Raw genomic sequence first — 19,177 nt, 5'->3', positions numbered from 1 at the left:
AAATTAACTTTATTCTTTTTTAAGGATATAAGCTTTTGTAGGAACAAAATAATTTTGCTCTAGAAACTCACGATTTTTACCATAATCACTATAAAAGAGTTTTTCTAAATTTACCGATAAAATTCTTTCTGAATCAATATTAAAGTAGAAATTCACATCTGATGCGGGGCAATGAATAATTAAATTATGTTCTACATTGTCTACTTTCCACGTTAAGTTAGGACACAATTGATTTACAACCGCACTTTTAGCACCATCTTTAGTACCTATACGTCCGTAATGAACTACATTCCAGTAGGCAGAACCATCAGCTAGTAAATTTAAAATATATTCAGCTTCCCCGTTCTCACAATCAGCAAAAGCATCTGTACAAGATATGCGAGTATGATAACGTCCAACATACTGTAACGATGAGGCCGACAATTTTTGTAAGTGGCCTTGTGAATTATTTGGTAGAAAAGTCCGACCAGCAGCAGCATCTAAAGTTGTTACTGCCGAGTTATTTTTTATAGCGTCATTTTCATGCTTTGAAGCTGTCGTGGATACACTGGAATGATCTTTCGATTCCGCATGGTTTACATCGCAGGCAGTTAACCCTATACCTAGGATAATCATTAAACCTAAATGCTTTATTACAAAACCAGACTGCTTCAAAGATATATACATCATTTAAATACGACAGCAATGTTACAAGTTTATCTTTAATCCAAGAACTATTTACCTATATAAATAAGATTTAGCCCTGAAAAAGTGCATTTTAGTTGATGTTTCTTTCATTCCTTTAAATCGTTTACATATTTTAACCATTTTTAGTTTTATTAAGACTTTAACTTGGTAATTCGATCTCCATATCTTTATTAAACAAGTGAATAAATGATTCCTTGTAGTTTATATATTTGAGGAGAATTAGATGGCCAATTCTGGTTTATATCGCTCGAACCGACAAAGCATGATCGCCGGTGTAATGGGCGGTATTGCTGAACGTTTTGGTTGGAACGCAAATTTATTACGCATTATTTTCGTATTGGTTTCGGTAATGAGTGCGGCTTTCCCAGGGATTTTAGTTTATCTCGTTTTATGGTTAGTCATTCCTAAAAGACAGCCTGAACAAGTCCAAGGTTATCAACAACCTGTTCGTACTGTACGAGAAGAACAAATACATTAAATAACTTAGTTTATTTTGGTCGCTACGGTTGCATCCCCTAATCAACCGTAGCTTTTTTTATTCTAAAATTATAGCTTTCGATTTAACTGTTGCTGTAATGCAGCAATCATATCTGCACGGCTAATCATTCCTATAAGCTTACGATCTTCAACAACAGGAATGTAGTTAAAAGACTTTTCAACAAAGTATGGCACTAAATCTTGAATAGGTTGGGTTGGTAGTACAGTAACCACTCGACGACTCATGATCTGCTTTACATAATGCTGCCAAGAGTTTCTTGGATCGGCTGCCCTTTTAAACCATTCTACGACTTCATATAACGCTAAAGTTCCGACCAAATGGTTTTCTGCATTGACCACAGGTAAACTCATAAGATTCTGTTGTTTAAACTTATCGAGTGCTTGGTGAATATCGTCGTCTTCATGCAACTTAATCACATCACGGCTCATAATATCCTGACAGATATATTGATTAACCATGCGTTCATTGGCATGTTCTTGCGCTTCTAAAATGATTCTTTCTAAGTCGTACTGGCTGATATCTAATAGTTCAGTGTGATGCTCTAATGCATACTCGATATCTTTTGGCTGAATCGACACCTTTTGGGTAGGTGTTGGATCTTTAGTACGTTCATTTAAATGTGCGGTAACGGGATAATGTCGCCCAATCAATCGATTGAAGAAAACAGCAAACCCAAGTAGCAGTAACGAGTTGAGTAAAACTGGATAAAGAATGAAATAAAAACCTAATTTATGGATGGCAGTACCACCCAGTACGGCCGTAATTGCAACTGCGCCACTTGGTGGGTGTAACGAGTCGGTGGTCATCATTAAAAAGATGGCAAGCCCGACAGCCACACTAAAAGCCGTAGTTAAATCAGGAATCCACTGTGCACAGGCAACGCCAATAATGCCAGCTAAAGTATTACCAACAATCACGTTCCATGGTTGAGCCAACGGACTGGTTGAAACTGCAAATAAAAGAACAGATGAGGCACCCATAGGCGCGATGTACCAAGCATTAATTCCACCCAGAACATACCAGCTAATTAAAGAAGAAATTGCTAAACCACATAGTGCTCCAATACCGCAAAGCAATCGCTCTTTTAGTGGTAAAACCTTAAAATTTGGTTTTAAAATCTGTAACCATTCTCGCTGTATAACACTCACAGTACACCTTTGGGGATATGCCGTTATTTATAACGGGCAAAAGTATACGCCGAAAGCCGTATAAAATGCATTTAAATTATATCTTTCAATGCTCAGAGAATTTTTTGAAGTTATTCTTACTATTTTAAAACTTTAATATTCCATCAATTTTTCATTTAAGTAGCGCCAGTAACGTTTTGGCAAATACTGCACATGAAGTTTTATATTCTGGCGTTCTGTAATATTTACGCTCTTGAAATAATCTTTCCAAAGCTGGTCATATAAAACTTCCTGCTCATCTAACTCAAGTTGAAAGCTTTGACTCATGCCATTTTTAAAATTACGGTCAACTTCAGAGGCTTCGAGTGAAACTTCATGTATTTCACGTAAATCATAATAAATTCCAAACTTACGTTGCTCGTCATAAATGAGCCAACGCTGATCTTCATAACGCCGTTTAAAATGCGGCTGAATAAGGGGTAAAACATTAAAATCAGGACGTACTAAACTTAAAAAAAGCTCATCTTTAGTTTTCTTAAACCGAATAAAAGCTTCCATGCGATGCTTTTCTCGCCCGACTTTTTTCGTCCACTGCGCAATCGCTAAAACACTTGGGTGCGAATAATCTTTTTCTACAGACGAATGACTACTAAACACATAAATACAATAATTAAATAAATGCTGATAGGCATCTAAAGATTCAGATAAATAAGCAAAATAAAATTGTTTTAACGAAGAAGATGAAAGCTTTTTTTGTAGCGCAGACCATACACGTTCGGCATGTTGCTCGTTATTTGCAACCTCAATTTTATCGGCAAATAAGCCATGCTGAGCTGCATCATTCAGGCAGAGTTTGACCTGTAATTCTTTAAATTGAAATGCACGAAAAACACAGCTTAGTAGCCCAACCATTGAACCATCAAAATAGTAAGCAACTTCCTCATTAAACATGGCTAAAACCCAAGGCTTAATTGTGGCGAGAGTTGCTGCACATATTTCGAAGATCCCTGCGTTAAAATCTGCTGTCGAATATAGCCAGAAGATAATTCCTTTTGGAATTTTGGACTGTCTTCACAGCGAATAAAGAATTTTGCACGCTGGTAGGCCACGCCTAGTTTTTTAAGTAAATCGATATGGATTTTTCCAAAACGGCGAGCCTGCACAATTTTCTTAGCCGATTTCACCCCAATGCCTGGTACACGCAGAATCATTTGATAATCAGCACGATTTAAATCTACCGGAAACTGTTCAGGATGCCTTAAAGCCCAGCTTAATTTCGGGTCTACATCAAGATCTAAGTTTGGATGTTTTTCATTAACGATTTCATTGACCTGAAACCCGTAAAAGCGCATGAGCCAATCGCTTTGATAGAGTCGGTTTTCACGAAGCAGCGGCGGTGCGGAACCCACTGCTGGCAAGTAATTATTTTCGGTATTAATTGGAATATAACCCGAAAAATAGACGCGCTTGAGTTTAAATTCCTTATAGTGCTTGTCTGCCATAAACAAGACATCTTGGTCTGACTCTTGATGTGCCCCCACTACCATTTGAGTGGTCTGCCCTGCTGGTACATATTTCGGTACATGCTTAATGATTTGTCGCTCATCTTTAAGCTGAATGAGCCTGTCACGGACTAAACCTAAATCTTTTTGTACTTCCTGATGTGATTTTTCTGGGGCGAAAGTTTTTAGCCCAATCTCAGTTGGCATCTCTAAATTAATACTCATACGATCCGCATATAAACCTGCTTCATGAATCAGTTCAGGCGATGCTCCCGGAATGGTTTTTAGATGAATATAGCCATTAAAGTTTTCTTCAAGACGCAACTTTTTCACGACTTGAAGCATACGCTCCATCGTATGATCCGCCGATTTAAAAATGCCTGAGCTTAAAAATAACCCTTCAATATAATTACGGCGGTAAAAATTAATAGTTAAGTCTACGACCTCTTGCACCGTAAATGCTGCACGCTGGACGTCGTTAGAGCGACGTGAAACACAGTAGGCGCAGTCAAAAATACAAACGTTACTAAATAGAATTTTTAAGAGAGATACACAGCGGCCATCTTCAGTATAGCTATGGCAAATACCCGAATGGCTAGCATCCCCTAGACCTTTATCTTTGTTTTTACGGTCACTGCCACTTGATGAACAAGACACATCATATTTAGCAGCATCAGCAAGAATCTGTAGTTTTTCCCGAATGCGATCAGACATATCAAACGACTCATTTGTGGCATCGTCTAAAAAATATCATGTCGCATTCTTAAATTTAATCTAGTGAAGTACGGTCAGCGTCATGAGATGACGTTTAAAATGAACTAGCTTAATTAACGTATTATTCAAGCTGCTTTACACGCTTTTCATACTCTTGCATAGGGCAATACGAATACATCGGTGAGCCAATGTATGAACCTGCATTATTACATTCCTGATCTACATAGGCTTTCCAAAGTCGCTGAGATTTTAAAATATCTTGGTAACGTTCTGGCTGTTTGTATTCTTCGCTTTGTGCATGAATTTGATCAATGAGAGCAACAATTTTTTCTTCATAAGTCTTTTTAGCTTTATCAGAACAACTATACACGACCATATTATTAATGCTTTCAAGCTTCATTTCTTTAATAGTCTGTTCTACACATTGATTGTACTCATCTTGCTCATCAGTTTCGGTTTGTGCGTATAACCACGGACTATAAAAAAGACTGGATAAAACAATAAGTTTGCAGCAAAATTTCAACATAACTTCTTCTCAGTTCTATAATTTTTAATATGCTGCAATATAACAAAAAAAACGATTATTTACGCACTTGCGCTTGCACCTATCCCATTGCTAAGTTTATCTGCCTTAGGAGTAATGACATTAAATGCTGAGTTCAACCTTTATTCGATTGGAGTTATTTTTCTAGCCCACTTCTTATTTTATTTACTTTTTTATGGCCTTCTGGTTATTCCTTTCACATATGTCATTTCATATTTACTCGCCCGTAAAAATCGTTTAAATCTGATGAGTATTTTCATTAGCGCAACTGTGATCTGGATTTTGATAAGCCCTATTGCACGTTTGTTTTTTGTCGGGTCATTTCCATCTCCTTGGTGGGATATTTATAAGATTTACAGTTTTTATCTCATGATTTTATTTACGGGCTTTTGCTACTGGTTAAGCTTGAAGTGGCTAAGCCGAAAACAAATAGGCTAATCGCGCATTCCTTTGATTAAGCCTTTGCCACTCCCCTACAAAATCCTTATACTTAGGGGCAATTTTTCTCATAAATTCGTGGATGCTACATGAGTCGCGCCATCTCGCATATTGATACATTTCAGGGTTTAATTCTTGCCCTACAAAACTACTGGGCCGAACAAGGCTGCGTCGTATTACAACCTTACGACATGGAAATGGGCGCTGGAACATTCCACACCGCAACATTCTTACGTGCTTTAGGGCCTGAGACTTGGAACGCGGCATACGTTCAACCTTCACGTCGTCCAAAAGATGGCCGCTATGGTGAAAATCCGAACCGTTTGCAACACTACTACCAGTTCCAAGTGGTACTTAAGCCAAACCCAGACAACATCCAACAGCTTTATCTTGATTCTTTAAAAGCAATCGGGATTGATACACTTACTCACGACATTCGTTTCGTAGAAGACAACTGGGAGTCTCCAACTCTTGGGGCTTGGGGCTTAGGTTGGGAAGTTTGGCTTAACGGTATGGAAGTGACTCAGTTCACTTACTTCCAACAAGTCGGTGGCGTTGAATGTTACCCAGTAACAGGCGAAATCACTTATGGTTTAGAACGTCTAGCGATGTACCTTCAAGGTGTTGACTCGGTTTATGACCTTGTTTGGACGAAAGGCCAATTTGGTACAGTAACTTACGGCGACGTATTCCATCAAAATGAAGTTGAGCAATCGACTTACAACTTTGAATACGCTCCAGTTGAAAAATTATTTGAACTGTTTGATTTTTATGAATCAGAAGCAAACCGTTTAATTGAAGCAAAACTTTCTCTTCCTGCTTATGAACAAGTGGTTAAAGCGTCTCATACCTTTAACTTGCTTGATGCACGTGGCGCAATTTCTGTGACTGAGCGTCAACGTTACATTTTACGTGTACGTACTTTAGCGCGTGCTATTGCACAAAGTTATGTACAAGCACGTGCAGAGCTTGGCTTCCCAATGGCAGAACCACACTTACGTGATGAAGTATTGGCACAGCTAAAAGCACAAGCTGAAAGTGAAGCAGCAAAGGCGGAGAAAAACTAATGAGCAAACATACTGTTTTATTCGAACTTGGCTGTGAAGAACTTCCACCAAAAAGCTTAAAAACATTACGTGATGCCCTAAAAGCTGAAACAGAAAAAGGCTTAAAAGATGCAGGTTTAAACTTCGCATCAATTGAAGCTTATGCAGCTCCACGTCGTTTAGCACTTAAAATTGTTGATATCGATGCTGCTCAGGCAGACACACAAAAGCGTTTTGATGGCCCTGCTGTTCAAGCAGCTTATGATGCAGAAGGCAAACCGACTAAAGCGCTCGAAGGCTTTATGCGTGGTCAAGGTATTACAGTTGATCAGCTTTCTACTTTCCAAGCAGGTAAAGTTGAAAAAGTTTGCTATTTAAAAGATGTAAAAGGTCAAAGCCTTGACGCTTTACTTCCACAGATTTTACAAACTGCATTAGACAATTTACCAATTGCTAAGCGTATGCGTTCTGCTGCAAGCCGCACCGAATTTGTACGTCCAGTGAAATGGGTTCTCTTACTTAAAGATGACCAAATTGTTGACGCGACTATTCAAGATCATAAAGCGGGTAATGTAACTTATGGTCACCGTTTCCATGCACCTGAAGCTGTAACTTTAGCGCATGCAAATGACTATTTAGCTGCTTTAGAAAAAGCTTACGTTGTTGCGAACTTTGAAAAGCGTCAAGCAACCATTCAAGAACAAGTGAAAAAGTTAGCTGATGAAGTGAACGCAACTGCGATTGTTCCAGCTGATTTACTTGACGAAGTAACAAGCCTCGTTGAATGGCCTGTGGCTTTACGTGCAACTTTTGAAGAACGCTACTTAGCTGTTCCTCAAGAAGCTCTTATTACGACAATGCAAGACAACCAGAAGTATTTCTGTTTGATCAATGCGGAAGGCAAATTACAGCCTTACTTCATTACTGTTTCAAATATTGAGTCTAAAGATCCGACTCAAATTATTGAAGGTAACGAGAAAGTTGTTCGTCCTCGTTTGTCTGATGCTGAATTCTTCTTCTTACAAGATCAAAAGCAACCGCTTGCATCTCGTAAAGAAAAATTAGCAAATATGGTATTCCAAGCACAGCTTGGTACGCTTTGGGACAAATCAACACGTATTGCAAAACTTGCTGTTGCATTATCTTCAATCACTGGTGCAAACACAGCCGATGCTGAAAAAGCTGCATTACTTGCTAAATGCGACTTAACCTCTGAGCTTGTTGGTGAATTCCCAGAACTTCAAGGTATTGCGGGTACTTACTACGCACGTATTGAAGGCGAAAACACTGAAGTTTCAGAAGCTTTAGGTGAGCAATATTTACCAAAATTTGCGGGTGATGTTTTACCTAAAACTAAAACAGGTACAACGATTGCTCTTGCTGACCGTTTAGATACGCTTGTTGGTATTTTCGGTATTGGACAAGCGCCTACAGGTTCTAAAGACCCGTTTGCACTTCGTCGTTCAGCAATTGGTATTTTACGTTTAATCATTGAAAATGAATTAGATGTAACAATTGAAGAGTTAGTAAATCTTGCACTTCAAGGCTATGGCGATATCGTTAAAGACCATGACAAGACTCGCGCTGATGCTGTTGCATTCTTGGAAGGCCGTTACCGTGCCAAGTACGAAGACCAAGGTGTTGCTGTTGACGTACTTCAAGCTGTTCAAGCACTTGCACCGAAGTCTCCACTTGATTTTGACAAGCGCGTAAATGCTGTTAACCACTTCCGTACGTTACCTGAAGCTGCGGCACTCGCTTCTGCAAACAAACGTGTTGCTAATATTCTTGCAAAAGAAGCGACACCAGAAGGTTCTGTAGTCGAAGCAAACTTGGTTGAAGATGCTGAAAAAGCATTATTTGCTGAGCTTCAAGCAGTTACCCCTGCTGTTGAACCATTACTTGCAGCAAAAGACTACACTGCTGCCCTTTCTAAGCTTGCAGCACTTCGCGCGCCGATTGATGCATTCTTTGATGGTGTAATGGTAATGGCAGATGATGCTGACCTGAAAGCAAACCGTTTACGTTTACTGGCTCAGCTACGTAACTTGTTTACTGCTGTAGCTGATGTGAGTGTGTTGCAGGGCTAAGATTATATAGAAATTAATTTTTGTATAATTAAGCTTTATTTAAAACCATGTTTCCGAACTAAACCGGAAGCATGGTTTTTTAATAGTTTTACCTTCTAATTTTATTCAAAATAATAAATTGATTAATTTATAAACACTCAATAAATAACAATTATTTACTTTTATTTCAGTTAATCCATAATTCAGCCAGCTTTAACAAATAATTACCTAACTTAATAAAGAATGATTGCAATGAAAAACTTAAACTTATTACTCATATCAACATTACTATTTACTGGATGTGCAACGACTAAATCGATTCAATATCCCGCTACAGGTAAACAAACCTCTCTTTCTGTTTCTTCAGAACAATTATCTTCAATGACTGAATCAGGTGCAGGTGATTACTTTGTAAAAGACAGCCAAATATTAGTTGGCGACTCTAGTAATGCTTCAGCCAGCCCAGTTTCTGGAATGTTTGGTCTTATCGGAGTAGGAGTCGCAATGGCAATTGATAAAAATGCAAATAGTTCAGCCATTGAAAAAAGCTCTCTCAATCAACCTATTAAATTTGACCAGCTAATACATCAAAAAATTAACGATTCTTTCGCGCAAAATAAAGCTGATCCAACAATCAAATTACTCAATTTAAATCAGGCATCTGAAGTTAAGATTGTGCCTTATTCACGTCTTTCTTTCCGTGAAAAGCCAATTGTAAAAGTAAATTTTGGTTTAAAGACCCAATTTAAAAATGCAGCCGACAATAATGCAGATACAAAACGCTTATATCACTATGTAAGTAAGGATCGTATTTCTTTATCTGAATGGGAAGCTAATAATAATTTATTATTTATGAAAAAAGCAGATCAAGCATTTAACGCTCTTAGCCAAGTATTCACTTTAGATTTACAACATCAATTAAATTTAAAAGCATTTGATGAAAACAAGCAAAAAAGCTGTAAAACTAATGCAGATACATCCTTAGTTTCTTTTATTCAAACTCCCGATAATTTATGTGTTGGCGTAGTTAAAACAAGCAAAGGCGATGTATTCGAAAATAGTATTTATATCGTTGAACAATAATAAAAATTACTAATTAATATTAAATAGAATAGAGAACTACTTAAGTTTAAGTAGTTCTCTAATGTTTTCAAACCAACTCTTTAATTTCTTCTAAACTTTTCGATGGCTCAAACCACATAAAATCATAATCAGCTACATCATGAATATAAAACGGATCATTTTTCATGATTTCTTCAACTTCTTGAATCGAAGAGCTTAGAACTAAAATCACCCCACCCACTCTATTTTCTCGGCGACCTGATGCCAGAAATTTCTTTTGCTCATAGTAATGATCTAAAAATGCGATATGTTCTTTTAGCACTGCATCAACTTCGGCTAACGGTTTTTTATAAGTTAAAGTAACAACAATCATCTCATTCTCTTAAAGCAAGTAACACATGACATAGCATTAATCTACAGATAGTTTAATGATCTATAGATTATTCGATAGTACGCCAATTCCCCCAATTCATCCACACCAAACTCCCCACAATAATCACTCCACCTAGCAGCACCATCATTGATGGTTTTTCATTTAAGAAAACAACGGCCAAACTCATGGCGACAATCGGCGAGCAATACAAAAAATTCGATGCAATCGTTAACGGCATATTTTTAAGTACATATCCCCAAAGTACATAAGCCATCGCACTTGGGAAAATACCCAATAAGACAACCGACATATTTGCTTGCCACGTAGCATGTGAAATTTCACTAGGTAAATGAGCGCTATAAAATAGTAAAGGAATGGTCCCGAACCAGATGATGTAGCACATCAAGCTCAAGGCATCATAGTTTAAAGCAAATTTCTTATATAAATTAAAGTACAGACCCCACGCAATTGCAGCTAAAACAATTAATAAACTATAAGGGCTAGGTACACCAAAACCATGATCTCCACTAACCACCAACATGGCGCCGCAAAGTCCCAGCAAAATACACAACCACTGTTTGAAACTAATTTTTTCTTTAAAAAGCAAAGCTGAAATAATAAAAGTGAATAGCGGAATAGATTGACTCAAAATACTAGATGCAACCGCAGTCACATACTGCTGTCCGGTATTTATAAGTAAGTGATGCAGAGTTACAGAGAAAAATCCTAATACAGCAAGCGCAGGAACATCTTTCCACTTTAAAGGCTGAATGCCTTTTTTCATAACCAAAAGAAGTAAGAAAACCGATGCAATCAAAAAACGGAGCAAGGCAATATGCTGTGGTGTATATGAGTGCAAGGCACTATGCACACCAATAGGTGAATAGCCCCAACAAAAGACGGTCACAGCAATACATAAATAGAGCTTAAATACGGGAGGCTGGGTTTCGGCAGCAAGGGAAATTGCCATGTTAAATCTACACTAGTGAAATGGAACTCTTTCATCATATGCGCATGGATAGTTGAATAAAATTAACTTATATTGAGTTTAATATTCATTAAAAGTGAATGATAAAACATGGATATCACTCAGTTAAAAATGTTCCAAACCGTGGTTGAATGCGGAACAATGGCAAAGGCATCAATGCAACTGCATTGTGTACCATCCAACATTACGACACGGATTAAACAACTCGAAGAAGAACTCGGTGCACCGCTGTTTTATCGGGAAGGAAAAAGTTTAAACCTCACTCCTTCTGGTGAAATTTTTCTTAATTATTGCCATAAAATTTTAGCGCTATGCGATGAGGCAAAACGTAGTATTCACCCAGATGCACCGCCTTCTGGCCCACTCAAAATTGGAGCGATTGAATCGTCTGCCACAACTCGTCTGCCTAGCTTACTTGCGAAATATCATCAGCGCTATCCAGAGGTTTCCATTCAAATTATTACTGGCACATGGAAACAGCTATTAGTTGATATTTCTCAGCATAAACTCGATGGTGCAATTGTCGCGGGTAATATTGAATTTCCAATGTTAAATAAGCTAGGTATTTATCAAGAAGAAATTATTTTAATTGCCCCAGAATCTTTCGGTGAAATCCACTGCCAAGAAGATTTGATTGGTAAGGAAATTTTTATGTGGACGGAAGGCTGCCCTTACCGAGCTGCTCTTGAAGAATGGCTTAAGCTTAAAAATATTTCGCTTCCAATTACGAGTATTACCAGTTATGCCACCATTATTGGTTGCGTGAGTGCAGGCTCTGGTGTGTCTTTAGTGCCGAAGAGTCTTTTTGAGCAATATAAAAATTTAACCAATATTCGAGGCTATAAATTTGAACATCTTGCCTTTATGCAAAACCATTTTTTCTGGCACAAAAATGTAAGTAATCACAAAGCGAGAGATATGTTTTTAGAATTGATTAAATCTGAATTTATCGTTTAGGTTTTTGCCTGAAATAAACTATGCATGCAAAAATCTATGCTTTATATAAAATTGTCATGCATAAAAAGCATAACCAAATTTCAGAAATTTAAATTTTATACTTATAAAACAAATACTTTAAATTAAATTAATTTTTGATTTAGAAATAAAATCTGCATAAGCCATCCGCTTTTTGCAATGATCCTAATAAAAATACGCTCATTCTAAACCTATAGAATTTTTGAGTCGCTCAACATGAATAAAGCAATTGGAATTTTAGGTGGTATGGGACCACAAGCTACGATTGATGCTATGAATAAAATTATTAAAAATACACCAGCACATTGTGACCAAGAACATATTCCTGTCGTTACAGTTTCTATCCCAGATATACCTGACAGAACTCAATCCATTATAAATCATGATGATAAACCACTCGAGAAAATGGCTGAATATCTTAAAATATTAGAAGCAGCACAAGTCGGTTGTATCATTATTCCTTGTAATACTGCTCATTTCTGGTTTAACCAACTGCAAAAGCGTACCCAAACTAAAATGATCAGTATCATTGAGTCTGCGGTTCATTTTATTCAAGATAGTCAAATTGATGAGGTGTGTATTCTTGCTACATCTGCCACAATAAACACCGAGCTTTATCAAAGCCAGTTTATTGAAAATAGTATTGGTTTCTCTACTCCTTCTGCCGAAATGCAAAATAAAGTAATGCAAAGTATTTACCAATACAAAGCAGGAAATATTCAACAAGCTAGAGAAATGATGAAGGAAGTTATTAATTTTTACACTAAAAAGAGAAATATAAAATTCCTGTTGGCTTGTACAGAAATACCTCTCATTTTAGAAGAAAGTATTGAGGCTTATCCTGAACTATTCATCGACACAACCGACGTACTCATTAAGAATGCGATTGCGTGGTATCAAAACTCCCCCATAGAAAAAGTTGCATAGCTAAATGAAAGATAATGCAACTTATGCATAAAATGGTTTAGGCAATTGTCCAATCAATTGCCTTCATAAAAATCCATAAACTTTCAGAAGCTGTATTGAGCCTCGCACTACTACGATATAAGTAAATATCTACAGACAAGACTGAATCTTTCAAAGGTACAATCATAAGTTGTTTTTTTTCAAGCTCATCTTGAATACTGTAATCGGGTAACCACCCCACTCCATATCCCCCTTTAATCATGTCTTTAAGCAGTAAACTCATTGAAGACACAAAGTTTGTCTCAAATTTATCTGAATGATGCTCTTGTAGAAACTTATTTACTTTTTTACCCATATAACTATCGTCGGTGTAATTCATGAGCGGAACTGAAGCATCTTCGAGTGAATATTTGGGACGACCTAAATGATTAGGTGCAGTGACTAAATAAAGCTTTGCTGAAAATAGTTTATGGCACAAGAACTGTGGATTCATAAGATCATCATCATAAAAAGATGCGATAAAGTCACATTGACCATTTTTAAGAGAATCTACGGTTTCATTTACGTTAATGGCTTCAACATGAAAAATCTTTTCTTGGTAGTTTTTTAAATTTCCTAAAATTTTAGGAAAAATATAACCTGCCAAAGAGTGCGCAGACGCAATAGTGACTTTACTTCTAACATGATTGTCACCTTTAATTCGATCTATATTGAACTCAAAATCATCTAGCAAATTTCTGGCGTGCAGAACAAAAAGCTTACCCTTTTCTGTGAGCTGTAACGGCGAAGTTTCTCGGTCAAAAACCTCGAATCCCAAACTACTTTCTAGGGCCTGAATACGACGACTTAACGAAGATTGTGAAATATTTCTAATATCAGAAGCGATTGTAAAATTTCGGTATTTTTCTAGAATGATCAGATCATATAACCATTTTAATTCTATATTTTGTATCACCTGAAGCTCCAGATCATTCTAGGAATTTAGATAAGTTGTTTAAGTATATTTGAAATGATGATTTATCGTAATCAAATCGTATGGGTTTTATCTCATTGCTGCACAAGGTTTATTTTTAACAGTAAGATCAGCACTTGATATTTTGACAGTCATTGGGGAGTTTGAACCAAATGAAAACCTTAAAAGTTTTATGTATTGCAAGCTCTATATTGGCTTCATCGACGCTTTTTGCTGAAACGACACAGCCTCAACCTACAAATGAGACAACGTCTAAAGCTCAACCTTATGGTGATAATCCAAGTTTAGGTCGTGTGTTGTTATATAAAACAGGAAAAGGCATACAAAATCTAGGGAACTCTATTCAAGGTGCTTCTGAAAATACGTCAAATAAAATTAGTGAAAAATGGCAAAGCACTAAAGAATTTACAGCTGAAAAATCAGAAGTTGCCCAACAAAAAGTAGATACTGCAAAAGCATATACTGAAGAGAAAATAGAACAAGCTAAACAAAATATCACCAGTAGCCGAAATGGTGAAAACATTCCGATCGAACAAGGTGAGTTAAGTAAGTCTAGTACGACGACTAATTAAAATTGAGTCCGACGAATAGCGCGATTACTTCGCGCTCATAGAAATGTATACGTTTAAAAAGAAATACTACCCATTACAAAGAGCTAGGAATCTGCCTTATGAATAGTCAAAAACTTCTCTTTTCAACACTATGCTGTATCGCACTATCTGCATGTGCAACTACTAAATCTGTTTCTTCTTATTCTCAATCAAAGGTTTTAGAACAAGACACCAATATTGAAGCTTATCCAACCACCACAGGTAATGTAGCCAAGCTCATTAAACATGATAAGCAGGCCTGCATGATCGAATTTACGGGTTACTTAGGTGGAGGCCAAGTCACTGAGCACTGGATTTTTAATAATAAAGGCCTGATTTCAGCTCAATCATTTACCGAACAATATCCCGACTCATCTGGCATACTAAGTCAAGCCACCAACTCGACAACAAAAAGCTCGACCACTTTTAATATTCAAGACCCAGCAATTCAAAATAATTTTAAAAAGCTCCAAAGCAATTTTAGTAAAGCCAATTTAGCAAAATGTGATTAAAGATTTTCCATAAAAAACCCGTTGCAGAGGCAGTTTTCTGCAACGGGCCATAGCCATTCAAATTTCTTGGACCTAATAAAAAATTATAAATCTGCTATTTAATTAATGGTTAAACCATTGGTTGCAGCCAGTAAATCAATACGAGGGAAAACCAAGCGTGTTCTTGGGTCAGTAATAGGTTTACCCGTAGTTTTTAAACGATTAATCGTCTGATCGATAGTTTCAGTTGGTGTCACACTATTTGCTCTTAATAGTGCAATTGCGCCAGCAACATGTGGTGTCGCTTGGGAAGTACCGCCCATAGTGTAGCCACCTGCTGTAATCATTGCCCCTGGAGCCAGTAAAGTCACAAGACGTCCACCGTTACTAAAACATGCTACTTTGTCTGCTGCTGTAGTTGAGTCAGTACATTTCAGTGGATTACCCCATGATGCACGACCAATATTACTATCATATACTGCGCCAACTCTTACAGCACCAGCAACACAAGCAGGTGACGAAATTCCATCAGGGAACGCATCATTACCAGATGCTACTACGGGGACTACGCCAGCAGCTCGTGCATTTGCAAATGCTGTTGCATAACTACTATTGCTACATTCAGATGTGAATTTCACACCAGGAACGCCAAGGCTCAAATTGATCGCTTTAATATTGTAAGTTTTAGCATTATTTACTGCCCAGTTAATACCCGCAAGGATATCGCTATCATAGGCTGAATCTGATCGAAAAACGTCTATTCCAATAATTTTTGTTTTGGTAGCAACTTTAGACACAATCGCTGAAACATTACTACCATGACCATTATCATCAAGTGAGCCATCATCTGGAGCACTATCAAATGAATAAACGACACGACATGTACTTGAAGGTGTATTCACCGCCGTACAGCCAAAATCCGAATGCAAATAATTTACCCCTGTATCCAGCACAGCAACACTCGAACCGGTTCCATTAAAACCTTTAGTATTGGCCTGAGGCTGATTAATTAAAGGCAGACTTTCCATCGTCGTAGGCTGATTGATTCGGTTTGGATATACAGCCTTAACGTTTGGGTCATTTAGTAAATCAACTAAGGCCTCTCTATTACTAACTCTATAAAAAGCTAAGGGCAAATTATTGTAGTCCCGAAGTACTTGCACCCCTACACCACGATTAAACCTTGCCTGTAAGTTCTTTTTATTTGAAGCAATATAACTTCGCCGTTCCAAACCTGAAGCCACGCTTTCCGTAGGAATATTATATTCAACAATAAGATCATTAGACTCATTGGTGACCAAGGCATCTAAATCGATTTTACCCTGAGACACTTTTTGTTTTGCTGCCTGATTTAGCTGTTGTTTGGCTCCCTTAGAATCCAAAGGAAGAGCGAAAGCTGTTGTACTTAATATTGTAGATAGACCTAATAGTAATAACGTTTTACTTTGCATTATTTTTCTCCGTAGTTCTTTGGTAAAGAACATTTGAACGTCTAGTATTTCTTGGATAAAGAAAACTAGATTATTTAAAGTGTTTTAATTTCATTAGCAGGATCTTTTTCTGGATCAATCGGTTGAATAGAAAGATCACTTTTTGTGTCATATAAAGGAACAGTATCTGCGGATACTGGTTTAGGTTGAGTAGAATTTAAAGATACATTTTTAGGTTGAACAGGCTCCTTAAGTTGGGAATGTAAAGATGAAGTGTCTGATTGCGATGGATTCGACTTGTGCAAAGTAGAATTCATCACATCTGATGCACCGCTTGATGGCTTAAAATAGAGAACAACGGCGACTAAGCCGAGTAATACGACAAGGGAAGCAATAATTTTCATCATTTAAGATCTCTGTTTTTTTGTTTATAGACATCTCTATTTATTTTTGATTATTCGAAATAAAGCGCTATTTCTTGGGATATATGTCATGTGAAATTTCATTTCATAAAACATGTAAGCCCGAGGAACACTAAAATTCTTTTTCCCGAATAAACAAAAATACTGTTCTGCCCTGTGCATTTATATTTCTGGCAGAATATGGTTCAAAAAAGTGCCAAAAAGCACTTTATTCTCATAATAAGCAATAACTATGCCGTTATCTCGATTAAAAAAAGAAAAGGAAATCTTCTTTATAGATATAAAAAAATGGTCGTGTTGAATAAGTTTAAATATTTGTATTTCTAAAAAATGAGAGAAGTTATTTTTTATTAGCTTTTTAAACAGTCAAATATCGATATCTATTTCACTTTATTATTAATATTTTCTTTTCTCCACAATTTCTCCCTCATCTGTTTAGTGACTGTAATACTGTTGTAAGGTTTTGATGAAGTCTATTCCTAAGCAAAGCAAGGTTTGACTATGATGCGATTGCGTTTATGAAATACCTCACTAAAAAGGTATATTCTTTGAAGGATATCGCAATGAAAATGATGAAAACAGCTATCGTTACTGCAAGTGTTCTTGCTTCTGCTTCTATTTTTGCACAAAGTGCGGGCATTAATGCAGATGCTTCTGCTCAAGTAAATGTACAACCGGGTGGTCTTGTTAGTGGCGTAGCCAACACAGTCAAAAGTACTGCACACACTGTAGGTAGCACAGCAAAGTATGCTGGTCATGTTGCTGCTGACACTACAGTTAAAGCAACTAAAAAAACAACTGGAAAAGTGACTGAACTTTCTTCTAAAGCTGCAAATGGTACAAAACACTTTGCTACGGAAGCTGCTACAGGTACTAAAAATGTAGCGACTAAAGCTGCAAACGGTACTAAAAATCTAGCCGTTGAAGCGAAAGCTGATACCAAAGCACATTTAAATGCGGTAAAAACTAAAGTAGCAGCACATGAAGCTGAACAAAAAGAGTTTACTGCTGAAAAACAAGCTAATGCTCAAGCACGTGTAGATGCAGTTAAAGCTCGCGTAGCTCAAAATCAAGCTGAGCAAAAAGAATTAGTGGCTGACACTAAAGCTGATGCTCAAGCAAAATTAAATGCAGCTCAATCAGCGCACGCGATTAATGCTCAAACAGGTGTAAACGTTGGTGTTAATGTTGCCCCAGTTGGAGTTAGTGCAAATGCAAACTTAAATGCAGGTGCTCAAGGCTCTACCCAAAAAACTGAAAAGAAATCTTTCATGAAAGGTCTTTTCGGTACTAACTAATTAAAGCTAGCAATAAAAAAGGGCTATCAACTGCCCTTTTTTATTTACTTTAAATCAGTTATTTAAAGAGTTTCAGTTAAAACCAAACCAGCGCGCAAACCAATTTTCACATTTGGGTTTGGAAATAAAATCCAGACTTGATCTTGCTCAACCACATAATTACCAGAAGGTTGCATGGTAATGATTTCACCTTTCGTAAATGTCGAAAAGTTTGGAGCCTCAGCCGATAAGTTCATTTGAAAATCTTCATCTTTTTTAATTAAAGAATCAGACACCTGAAACACTCGAATTTTCGATTTATGTCGCGTCGGTAAAACTTGTTCAGAAACCATATGACGAATGACTTCATCAATTGCAGCAAACTGACTTAAGTCATTTTGTCCAAATGGCAAGGCTTTACCTAACTCTAAGGTTGCGCTCGCTGCTTTAAAGCTCTCGCTGGTAAAATGTGTAAATGTTTTACCTACTGCATTGTGATAAACCAAAGCATCTAAATCGGCTGCTTCAAGACTTGCTGTTAAATCAGCATCATAGCCATGCGTTTGATAGGGAAATAAAGCAAACGTTGGTAATAATGAAGCACGAATTGCTGTGTGCAAATCATAGTGATAGCGCTTAGCATTACTCGCACTTTCCTGAAAGAAAGTGGCCACTGCCTGCTCTAAAACCGCAGCTCGCTTAGACTCTTCTGTTACAGGTAGAGTTTTATACCCACCACAAAACATTCGGTTTACATCGTCATATACATAGCGCTTGCCTTGGCGCATTGCATACGGATTACCCAACACAAGCAGCAACCTCACAGCAAGGTTTAAACGCCCTGCAAATAAATCGGTGCAAAGTTGAGACAACAACTCAATTGGTGCTGTTTCATTACCATGTACCCCTGCTGACAGTACGACAGCTTTGTCGTACTGTGCATGTGGCGTACATTCAAGAAGTCCTTCACCTAGCCAACGCCAAGAAAAGTTTTCTTGCTTTCCTTCGCGAGTTGTAGGCTGCTCACCCTGTAAGGTTAATGCTAGAAAATCTTGCATGTCACC

General features: G+C 37.3%; 21 protein-coding genes. 10 read left to right on the top strand and 11 right to left on the bottom strand.

Annotation, left to right across the window (positions count from 1 at the left end; translation table 11 throughout):
* Positions 1-9: 9 nt before the first annotated feature.
* Positions 10-669, bottom strand: a complete 660-nt coding sequence (locus ABFY81_RS11980) for a hypothetical protein (protein WP_004705325.1) — start codon at positions 667-669, stop codon at positions 10-12.
* 241 nt (positions 670-910) lie between these two features.
* On the opposite strand from ABFY81_RS11980, the gene ABFY81_RS11975 reads away from it, so the two are divergent.
* Entirely contained in the window at positions 911-1,165 is a 255-nt protein-coding gene (locus ABFY81_RS11975; RefSeq protein WP_004705323.1) for a PspC domain-containing protein, read from the top strand.
* A gap of 68 nt (positions 1,166-1,233) precedes the next feature.
* On the opposite strand, the gene ABFY81_RS11970 is transcribed toward ABFY81_RS11975, so the two are convergent.
* The 4 genes from ABFY81_RS11970 to ABFY81_RS11955 form a co-directional block, all read right to left on the bottom strand.
* The gene (locus ABFY81_RS11970; protein WP_347913852.1) at positions 1,234-2,334 is read right to left on the bottom strand and encodes an HPP family protein; all 1,101 of its coding nucleotides are present in this window, start codon (positions 2,332-2,334) and stop codon (positions 1,234-1,236) included.
* 132 nt (positions 2,335-2,466) lie between these two features.
* A complete protein-coding gene (locus ABFY81_RS11965) occupies positions 2,467-3,264 on the bottom strand; it encodes a TIGR03915 family putative DNA repair protein (protein WP_347913851.1) in 798 nt (265 codons plus the stop codon).
* A gap of 2 nt (positions 3,265-3,266) precedes the next feature.
* On the bottom strand, positions 3,267-4,529 hold the full coding sequence (locus ABFY81_RS11960) for a putative DNA modification/repair radical SAM protein (protein WP_077163599.1): 1,263 nt from the start codon (positions 4,527-4,529) through the stop codon (positions 3,267-3,269).
* Positions 4,530-4,650: 121 nt separating this feature from the next.
* On the bottom strand, positions 4,651-5,055 hold the full coding sequence (locus ABFY81_RS11955; RefSeq protein ID WP_347913850.1) for a lysozyme inhibitor LprI family protein: 405 nt from the start codon (positions 5,053-5,055) through the stop codon (positions 4,651-4,653).
* A 39-nt stretch (positions 5,056-5,094) separates the two neighbouring features.
* Between ABFY81_RS11955 and ABFY81_RS11950 the strand changes: the two genes are divergently transcribed.
* From ABFY81_RS11950 to ABFY81_RS11935, 4 genes are all read left to right on the top strand, one after another.
* On the top strand, positions 5,095-5,511 hold the full coding sequence (locus ABFY81_RS11950; protein WP_347913883.1) for a hypothetical protein: 417 nt from the start codon (positions 5,095-5,097) through the stop codon (positions 5,509-5,511).
* A gap of 89 nt (positions 5,512-5,600) precedes the next feature.
* Positions 5,601-6,578 carry a glycine--tRNA ligase subunit alpha gene (gene glyQ, locus ABFY81_RS11945; protein ID WP_002044989.1) on the top strand — a complete coding sequence of 326 codons (978 nt, stop codon included), beginning with the start codon at positions 5,601-5,603 and terminating at the stop codon, positions 6,576-6,578.
* Positions 6,578-8,647: a glycine--tRNA ligase subunit beta gene (gene glyS / locus ABFY81_RS11940; protein ID WP_347913849.1), complete on the top strand. Its 2,070-nt coding sequence runs from the start codon at positions 6,578-6,580 to the stop codon at positions 8,645-8,647. Before glyQ ends, glyS begins: the two co-directional genes overlap by 1 nt.
* 231 nt (positions 8,648-8,878) lie before the next feature.
* Positions 8,879-9,709 carry a hypothetical protein gene (locus ABFY81_RS11935; RefSeq protein ID WP_019457816.1) on the top strand — a complete coding sequence of 277 codons (831 nt, stop codon included), beginning with the start codon at positions 8,879-8,881 and terminating at the stop codon, positions 9,707-9,709.
* Between the two features lie 67 nt (positions 9,710-9,776).
* Here the strand turns inward: ABFY81_RS11935 and ABFY81_RS11930 are convergent, their stop codons facing one another.
* Together ABFY81_RS11930 and ABFY81_RS11925 are read right to left on the bottom strand one after the other, a co-directional pair.
* Positions 9,777-10,061 carry a YciI family protein gene (locus ABFY81_RS11930; protein ID WP_347913848.1) on the bottom strand — a complete coding sequence of 95 codons (285 nt, stop codon included), beginning with the start codon at positions 10,059-10,061 and terminating at the stop codon, positions 9,777-9,779.
* A gap of 67 nt (positions 10,062-10,128) precedes the next feature.
* Positions 10,129-11,031, bottom strand: a complete 903-nt coding sequence (locus ABFY81_RS11925; RefSeq protein ID WP_347913847.1) for a DMT family transporter — start codon at positions 11,029-11,031, stop codon at positions 10,129-10,131.
* A gap of 108 nt (positions 11,032-11,139) precedes the next feature.
* Here ABFY81_RS11925 and ABFY81_RS11920 point away from each other — a divergent pair, with 108 nt between their 5' ends.
* Positions 11,140-12,006 (top strand): LysR family transcriptional regulator, encoded by an 867-nt coding sequence (locus ABFY81_RS11920; protein WP_347913846.1) that lies wholly within the window; start codon positions 11,140-11,142, stop codon positions 12,004-12,006.
* Positions 12,007-12,240: 234 nt separating this feature from the next.
* Positions 12,241-12,951 carry an amino acid racemase gene (locus ABFY81_RS11915; RefSeq protein WP_347913845.1) on the top strand — a complete coding sequence of 237 codons (711 nt, stop codon included), beginning with the start codon at positions 12,241-12,243 and terminating at the stop codon, positions 12,949-12,951.
* Between the two features lie 37 nt (positions 12,952-12,988).
* Here ABFY81_RS11915 and ABFY81_RS11910 read toward each other — a convergent pair whose 3' ends face one another.
* On the bottom strand, positions 12,989-13,885 hold the full coding sequence (locus ABFY81_RS11910) for a LysR substrate-binding domain-containing protein (protein ID WP_347913844.1): 897 nt from the start codon (positions 13,883-13,885) through the stop codon (positions 12,989-12,991).
* A 170-nt stretch (positions 13,886-14,055) separates the two neighbouring features.
* Here ABFY81_RS11910 and ABFY81_RS11905 point away from each other — a divergent pair, with 170 nt between their 5' ends.
* Together ABFY81_RS11905 and ABFY81_RS11900 are read left to right on the top strand one after the other, a co-directional pair.
* A complete protein-coding gene (locus tag ABFY81_RS11905) occupies positions 14,056-14,475 on the top strand; it encodes a hypothetical protein (protein WP_004705301.1) in 420 nt (139 codons plus the stop codon).
* Between the two features lie 98 nt (positions 14,476-14,573).
* Positions 14,574-15,005, top strand: coding sequence for a hypothetical protein (locus ABFY81_RS11900; RefSeq protein WP_019457822.1), 432 nt, complete (start codon positions 14,574-14,576; stop codon positions 15,003-15,005).
* A gap of 98 nt (positions 15,006-15,103) precedes the next feature.
* Here ABFY81_RS11900 and ABFY81_RS11895 read toward each other — a convergent pair whose 3' ends face one another.
* Together ABFY81_RS11895 and ABFY81_RS11890 are read right to left on the bottom strand one after the other, a co-directional pair.
* Complete coding sequence (locus ABFY81_RS11895; RefSeq protein WP_347913843.1) at positions 15,104-16,435, bottom strand: S8 family serine peptidase; 1,332 nt, start codon at positions 16,433-16,435, stop codon at positions 15,104-15,106.
* A 74-nt stretch (positions 16,436-16,509) separates the two neighbouring features.
* Positions 16,510-16,818 (bottom strand): hypothetical protein, encoded by a 309-nt coding sequence (locus ABFY81_RS11890; RefSeq protein ID WP_134262741.1) that lies wholly within the window; start codon positions 16,816-16,818, stop codon positions 16,510-16,512.
* Between the two features lie 581 nt (positions 16,819-17,399).
* Here ABFY81_RS11890 and ABFY81_RS11885 point away from each other — a divergent pair.
* Complete coding sequence (locus ABFY81_RS11885; RefSeq protein WP_151761423.1) at positions 17,400-18,134, top strand: hypothetical protein; 735 nt, start codon at positions 17,400-17,402, stop codon at positions 18,132-18,134.
* A 62-nt stretch (positions 18,135-18,196) separates the two neighbouring features.
* On the opposite strand, the gene astE is transcribed toward ABFY81_RS11885, so the two are convergent.
* Positions 18,197-19,171 carry a succinylglutamate desuccinylase gene (gene astE, locus ABFY81_RS11880; protein ID WP_347913842.1) on the bottom strand — a complete coding sequence of 325 codons (975 nt, stop codon included), beginning with the start codon at positions 19,169-19,171 and terminating at the stop codon, positions 18,197-18,199.
* Positions 19,172-19,177 lie beyond the last annotated feature (6 nt).

Origin of the sequence: Acinetobacter sp. WA-87, assembly GCF_039938935.1 — a bacterium.
In the GTDB taxonomy this organism is placed as follows: Bacteria; Pseudomonadota; Gammaproteobacteria; order Pseudomonadales; family Moraxellaceae; genus Acinetobacter; species Acinetobacter seifertii.
The sequence above is the reverse complement of the archived record's forward strand: the minus strand, read 5'-3'. Positions and strand labels throughout refer to the sequence as shown.

What these genes read in the sequence shown, in the direction of transcription:
- ABFY81_RS11900 (WP_019457822.1), top strand. Translation starts at nt 14,574, where the DNA reads ATGAATAGTCAAAAACTTCTCTTTTCAACACTATGCTGTATCGCACTA.
- glyS (WP_347913849.1), top strand. Translation starts at nt 6,578, where the DNA reads ATGAGCAAACATACTGTTTTATTCGAACTTGGCTGTGAAGAACTTCCA.
- ABFY81_RS11890 (WP_134262741.1), bottom strand. Translation starts at nt 16,818, where the DNA reads ATGAAAATTATTGCTTCCCTTGTCGTATTACTCGGCTTAGTCGCCGTT.
- ABFY81_RS11920 (WP_347913846.1), top strand. Translation starts at nt 11,140, where the DNA reads ATGGATATCACTCAGTTAAAAATGTTCCAAACCGTGGTTGAATGCGGA.
- ABFY81_RS11975 (WP_004705323.1), top strand. Translation starts at nt 911, where the DNA reads ATGGCCAATTCTGGTTTATATCGCTCGAACCGACAAAGCATGATCGCC.
- ABFY81_RS11980 (WP_004705325.1), bottom strand. Translation starts at nt 669, where the DNA reads ATGATGTATATATCTTTGAAGCAGTCTGGTTTTGTAATAAAGCATTTA.
- ABFY81_RS11915 (WP_347913845.1), top strand. Translation starts at nt 12,241, where the DNA reads ATGAATAAAGCAATTGGAATTTTAGGTGGTATGGGACCACAAGCTACG.
- ABFY81_RS11930 (WP_347913848.1), bottom strand. Translation starts at nt 10,061, where the DNA reads ATGATTGTTGTTACTTTAACTTATAAAAAACCGTTAGCCGAAGTTGAT.
- ABFY81_RS11965 (WP_347913851.1), bottom strand. Translation starts at nt 3,264, where the DNA reads ATGTTTAATGAGGAAGTTGCTTACTATTTTGATGGTTCAATGGTTGGG.
- ABFY81_RS11925 (WP_347913847.1), bottom strand. Translation starts at nt 11,031, where the DNA reads ATGGCAATTTCCCTTGCTGCCGAAACCCAGCCTCCCGTATTTAAGCTC.
- ABFY81_RS11895 (WP_347913843.1), bottom strand. Translation starts at nt 16,435, where the DNA reads ATGCAAAGTAAAACGTTATTACTATTAGGTCTATCTACAATATTAAGT.
- ABFY81_RS11955 (WP_347913850.1), bottom strand. Translation starts at nt 5,055, where the DNA reads ATGTTGAAATTTTGCTGCAAACTTATTGTTTTATCCAGTCTTTTTTAT.
- ABFY81_RS11960 (WP_077163599.1), bottom strand. Translation starts at nt 4,529, where the DNA reads ATGTCTGATCGCATTCGGGAAAAACTACAGATTCTTGCTGATGCTGCT.
- ABFY81_RS11905 (WP_004705301.1), top strand. Translation starts at nt 14,056, where the DNA reads ATGAAAACCTTAAAAGTTTTATGTATTGCAAGCTCTATATTGGCTTCA.
- glyQ (WP_002044989.1), top strand. Translation starts at nt 5,601, where the DNA reads ATGAGTCGCGCCATCTCGCATATTGATACATTTCAGGGTTTAATTCTT.
- ABFY81_RS11935 (WP_019457816.1), top strand. Translation starts at nt 8,879, where the DNA reads ATGAAAAACTTAAACTTATTACTCATATCAACATTACTATTTACTGGA.
- astE (WP_347913842.1), bottom strand. Translation starts at nt 19,171, where the DNA reads ATGCAAGATTTTCTAGCATTAACCTTACAGGGTGAGCAGCCTACAACT.
- ABFY81_RS11885 (WP_151761423.1), top strand. Translation starts at nt 17,400, where the DNA reads ATGAAAATGATGAAAACAGCTATCGTTACTGCAAGTGTTCTTGCTTCT.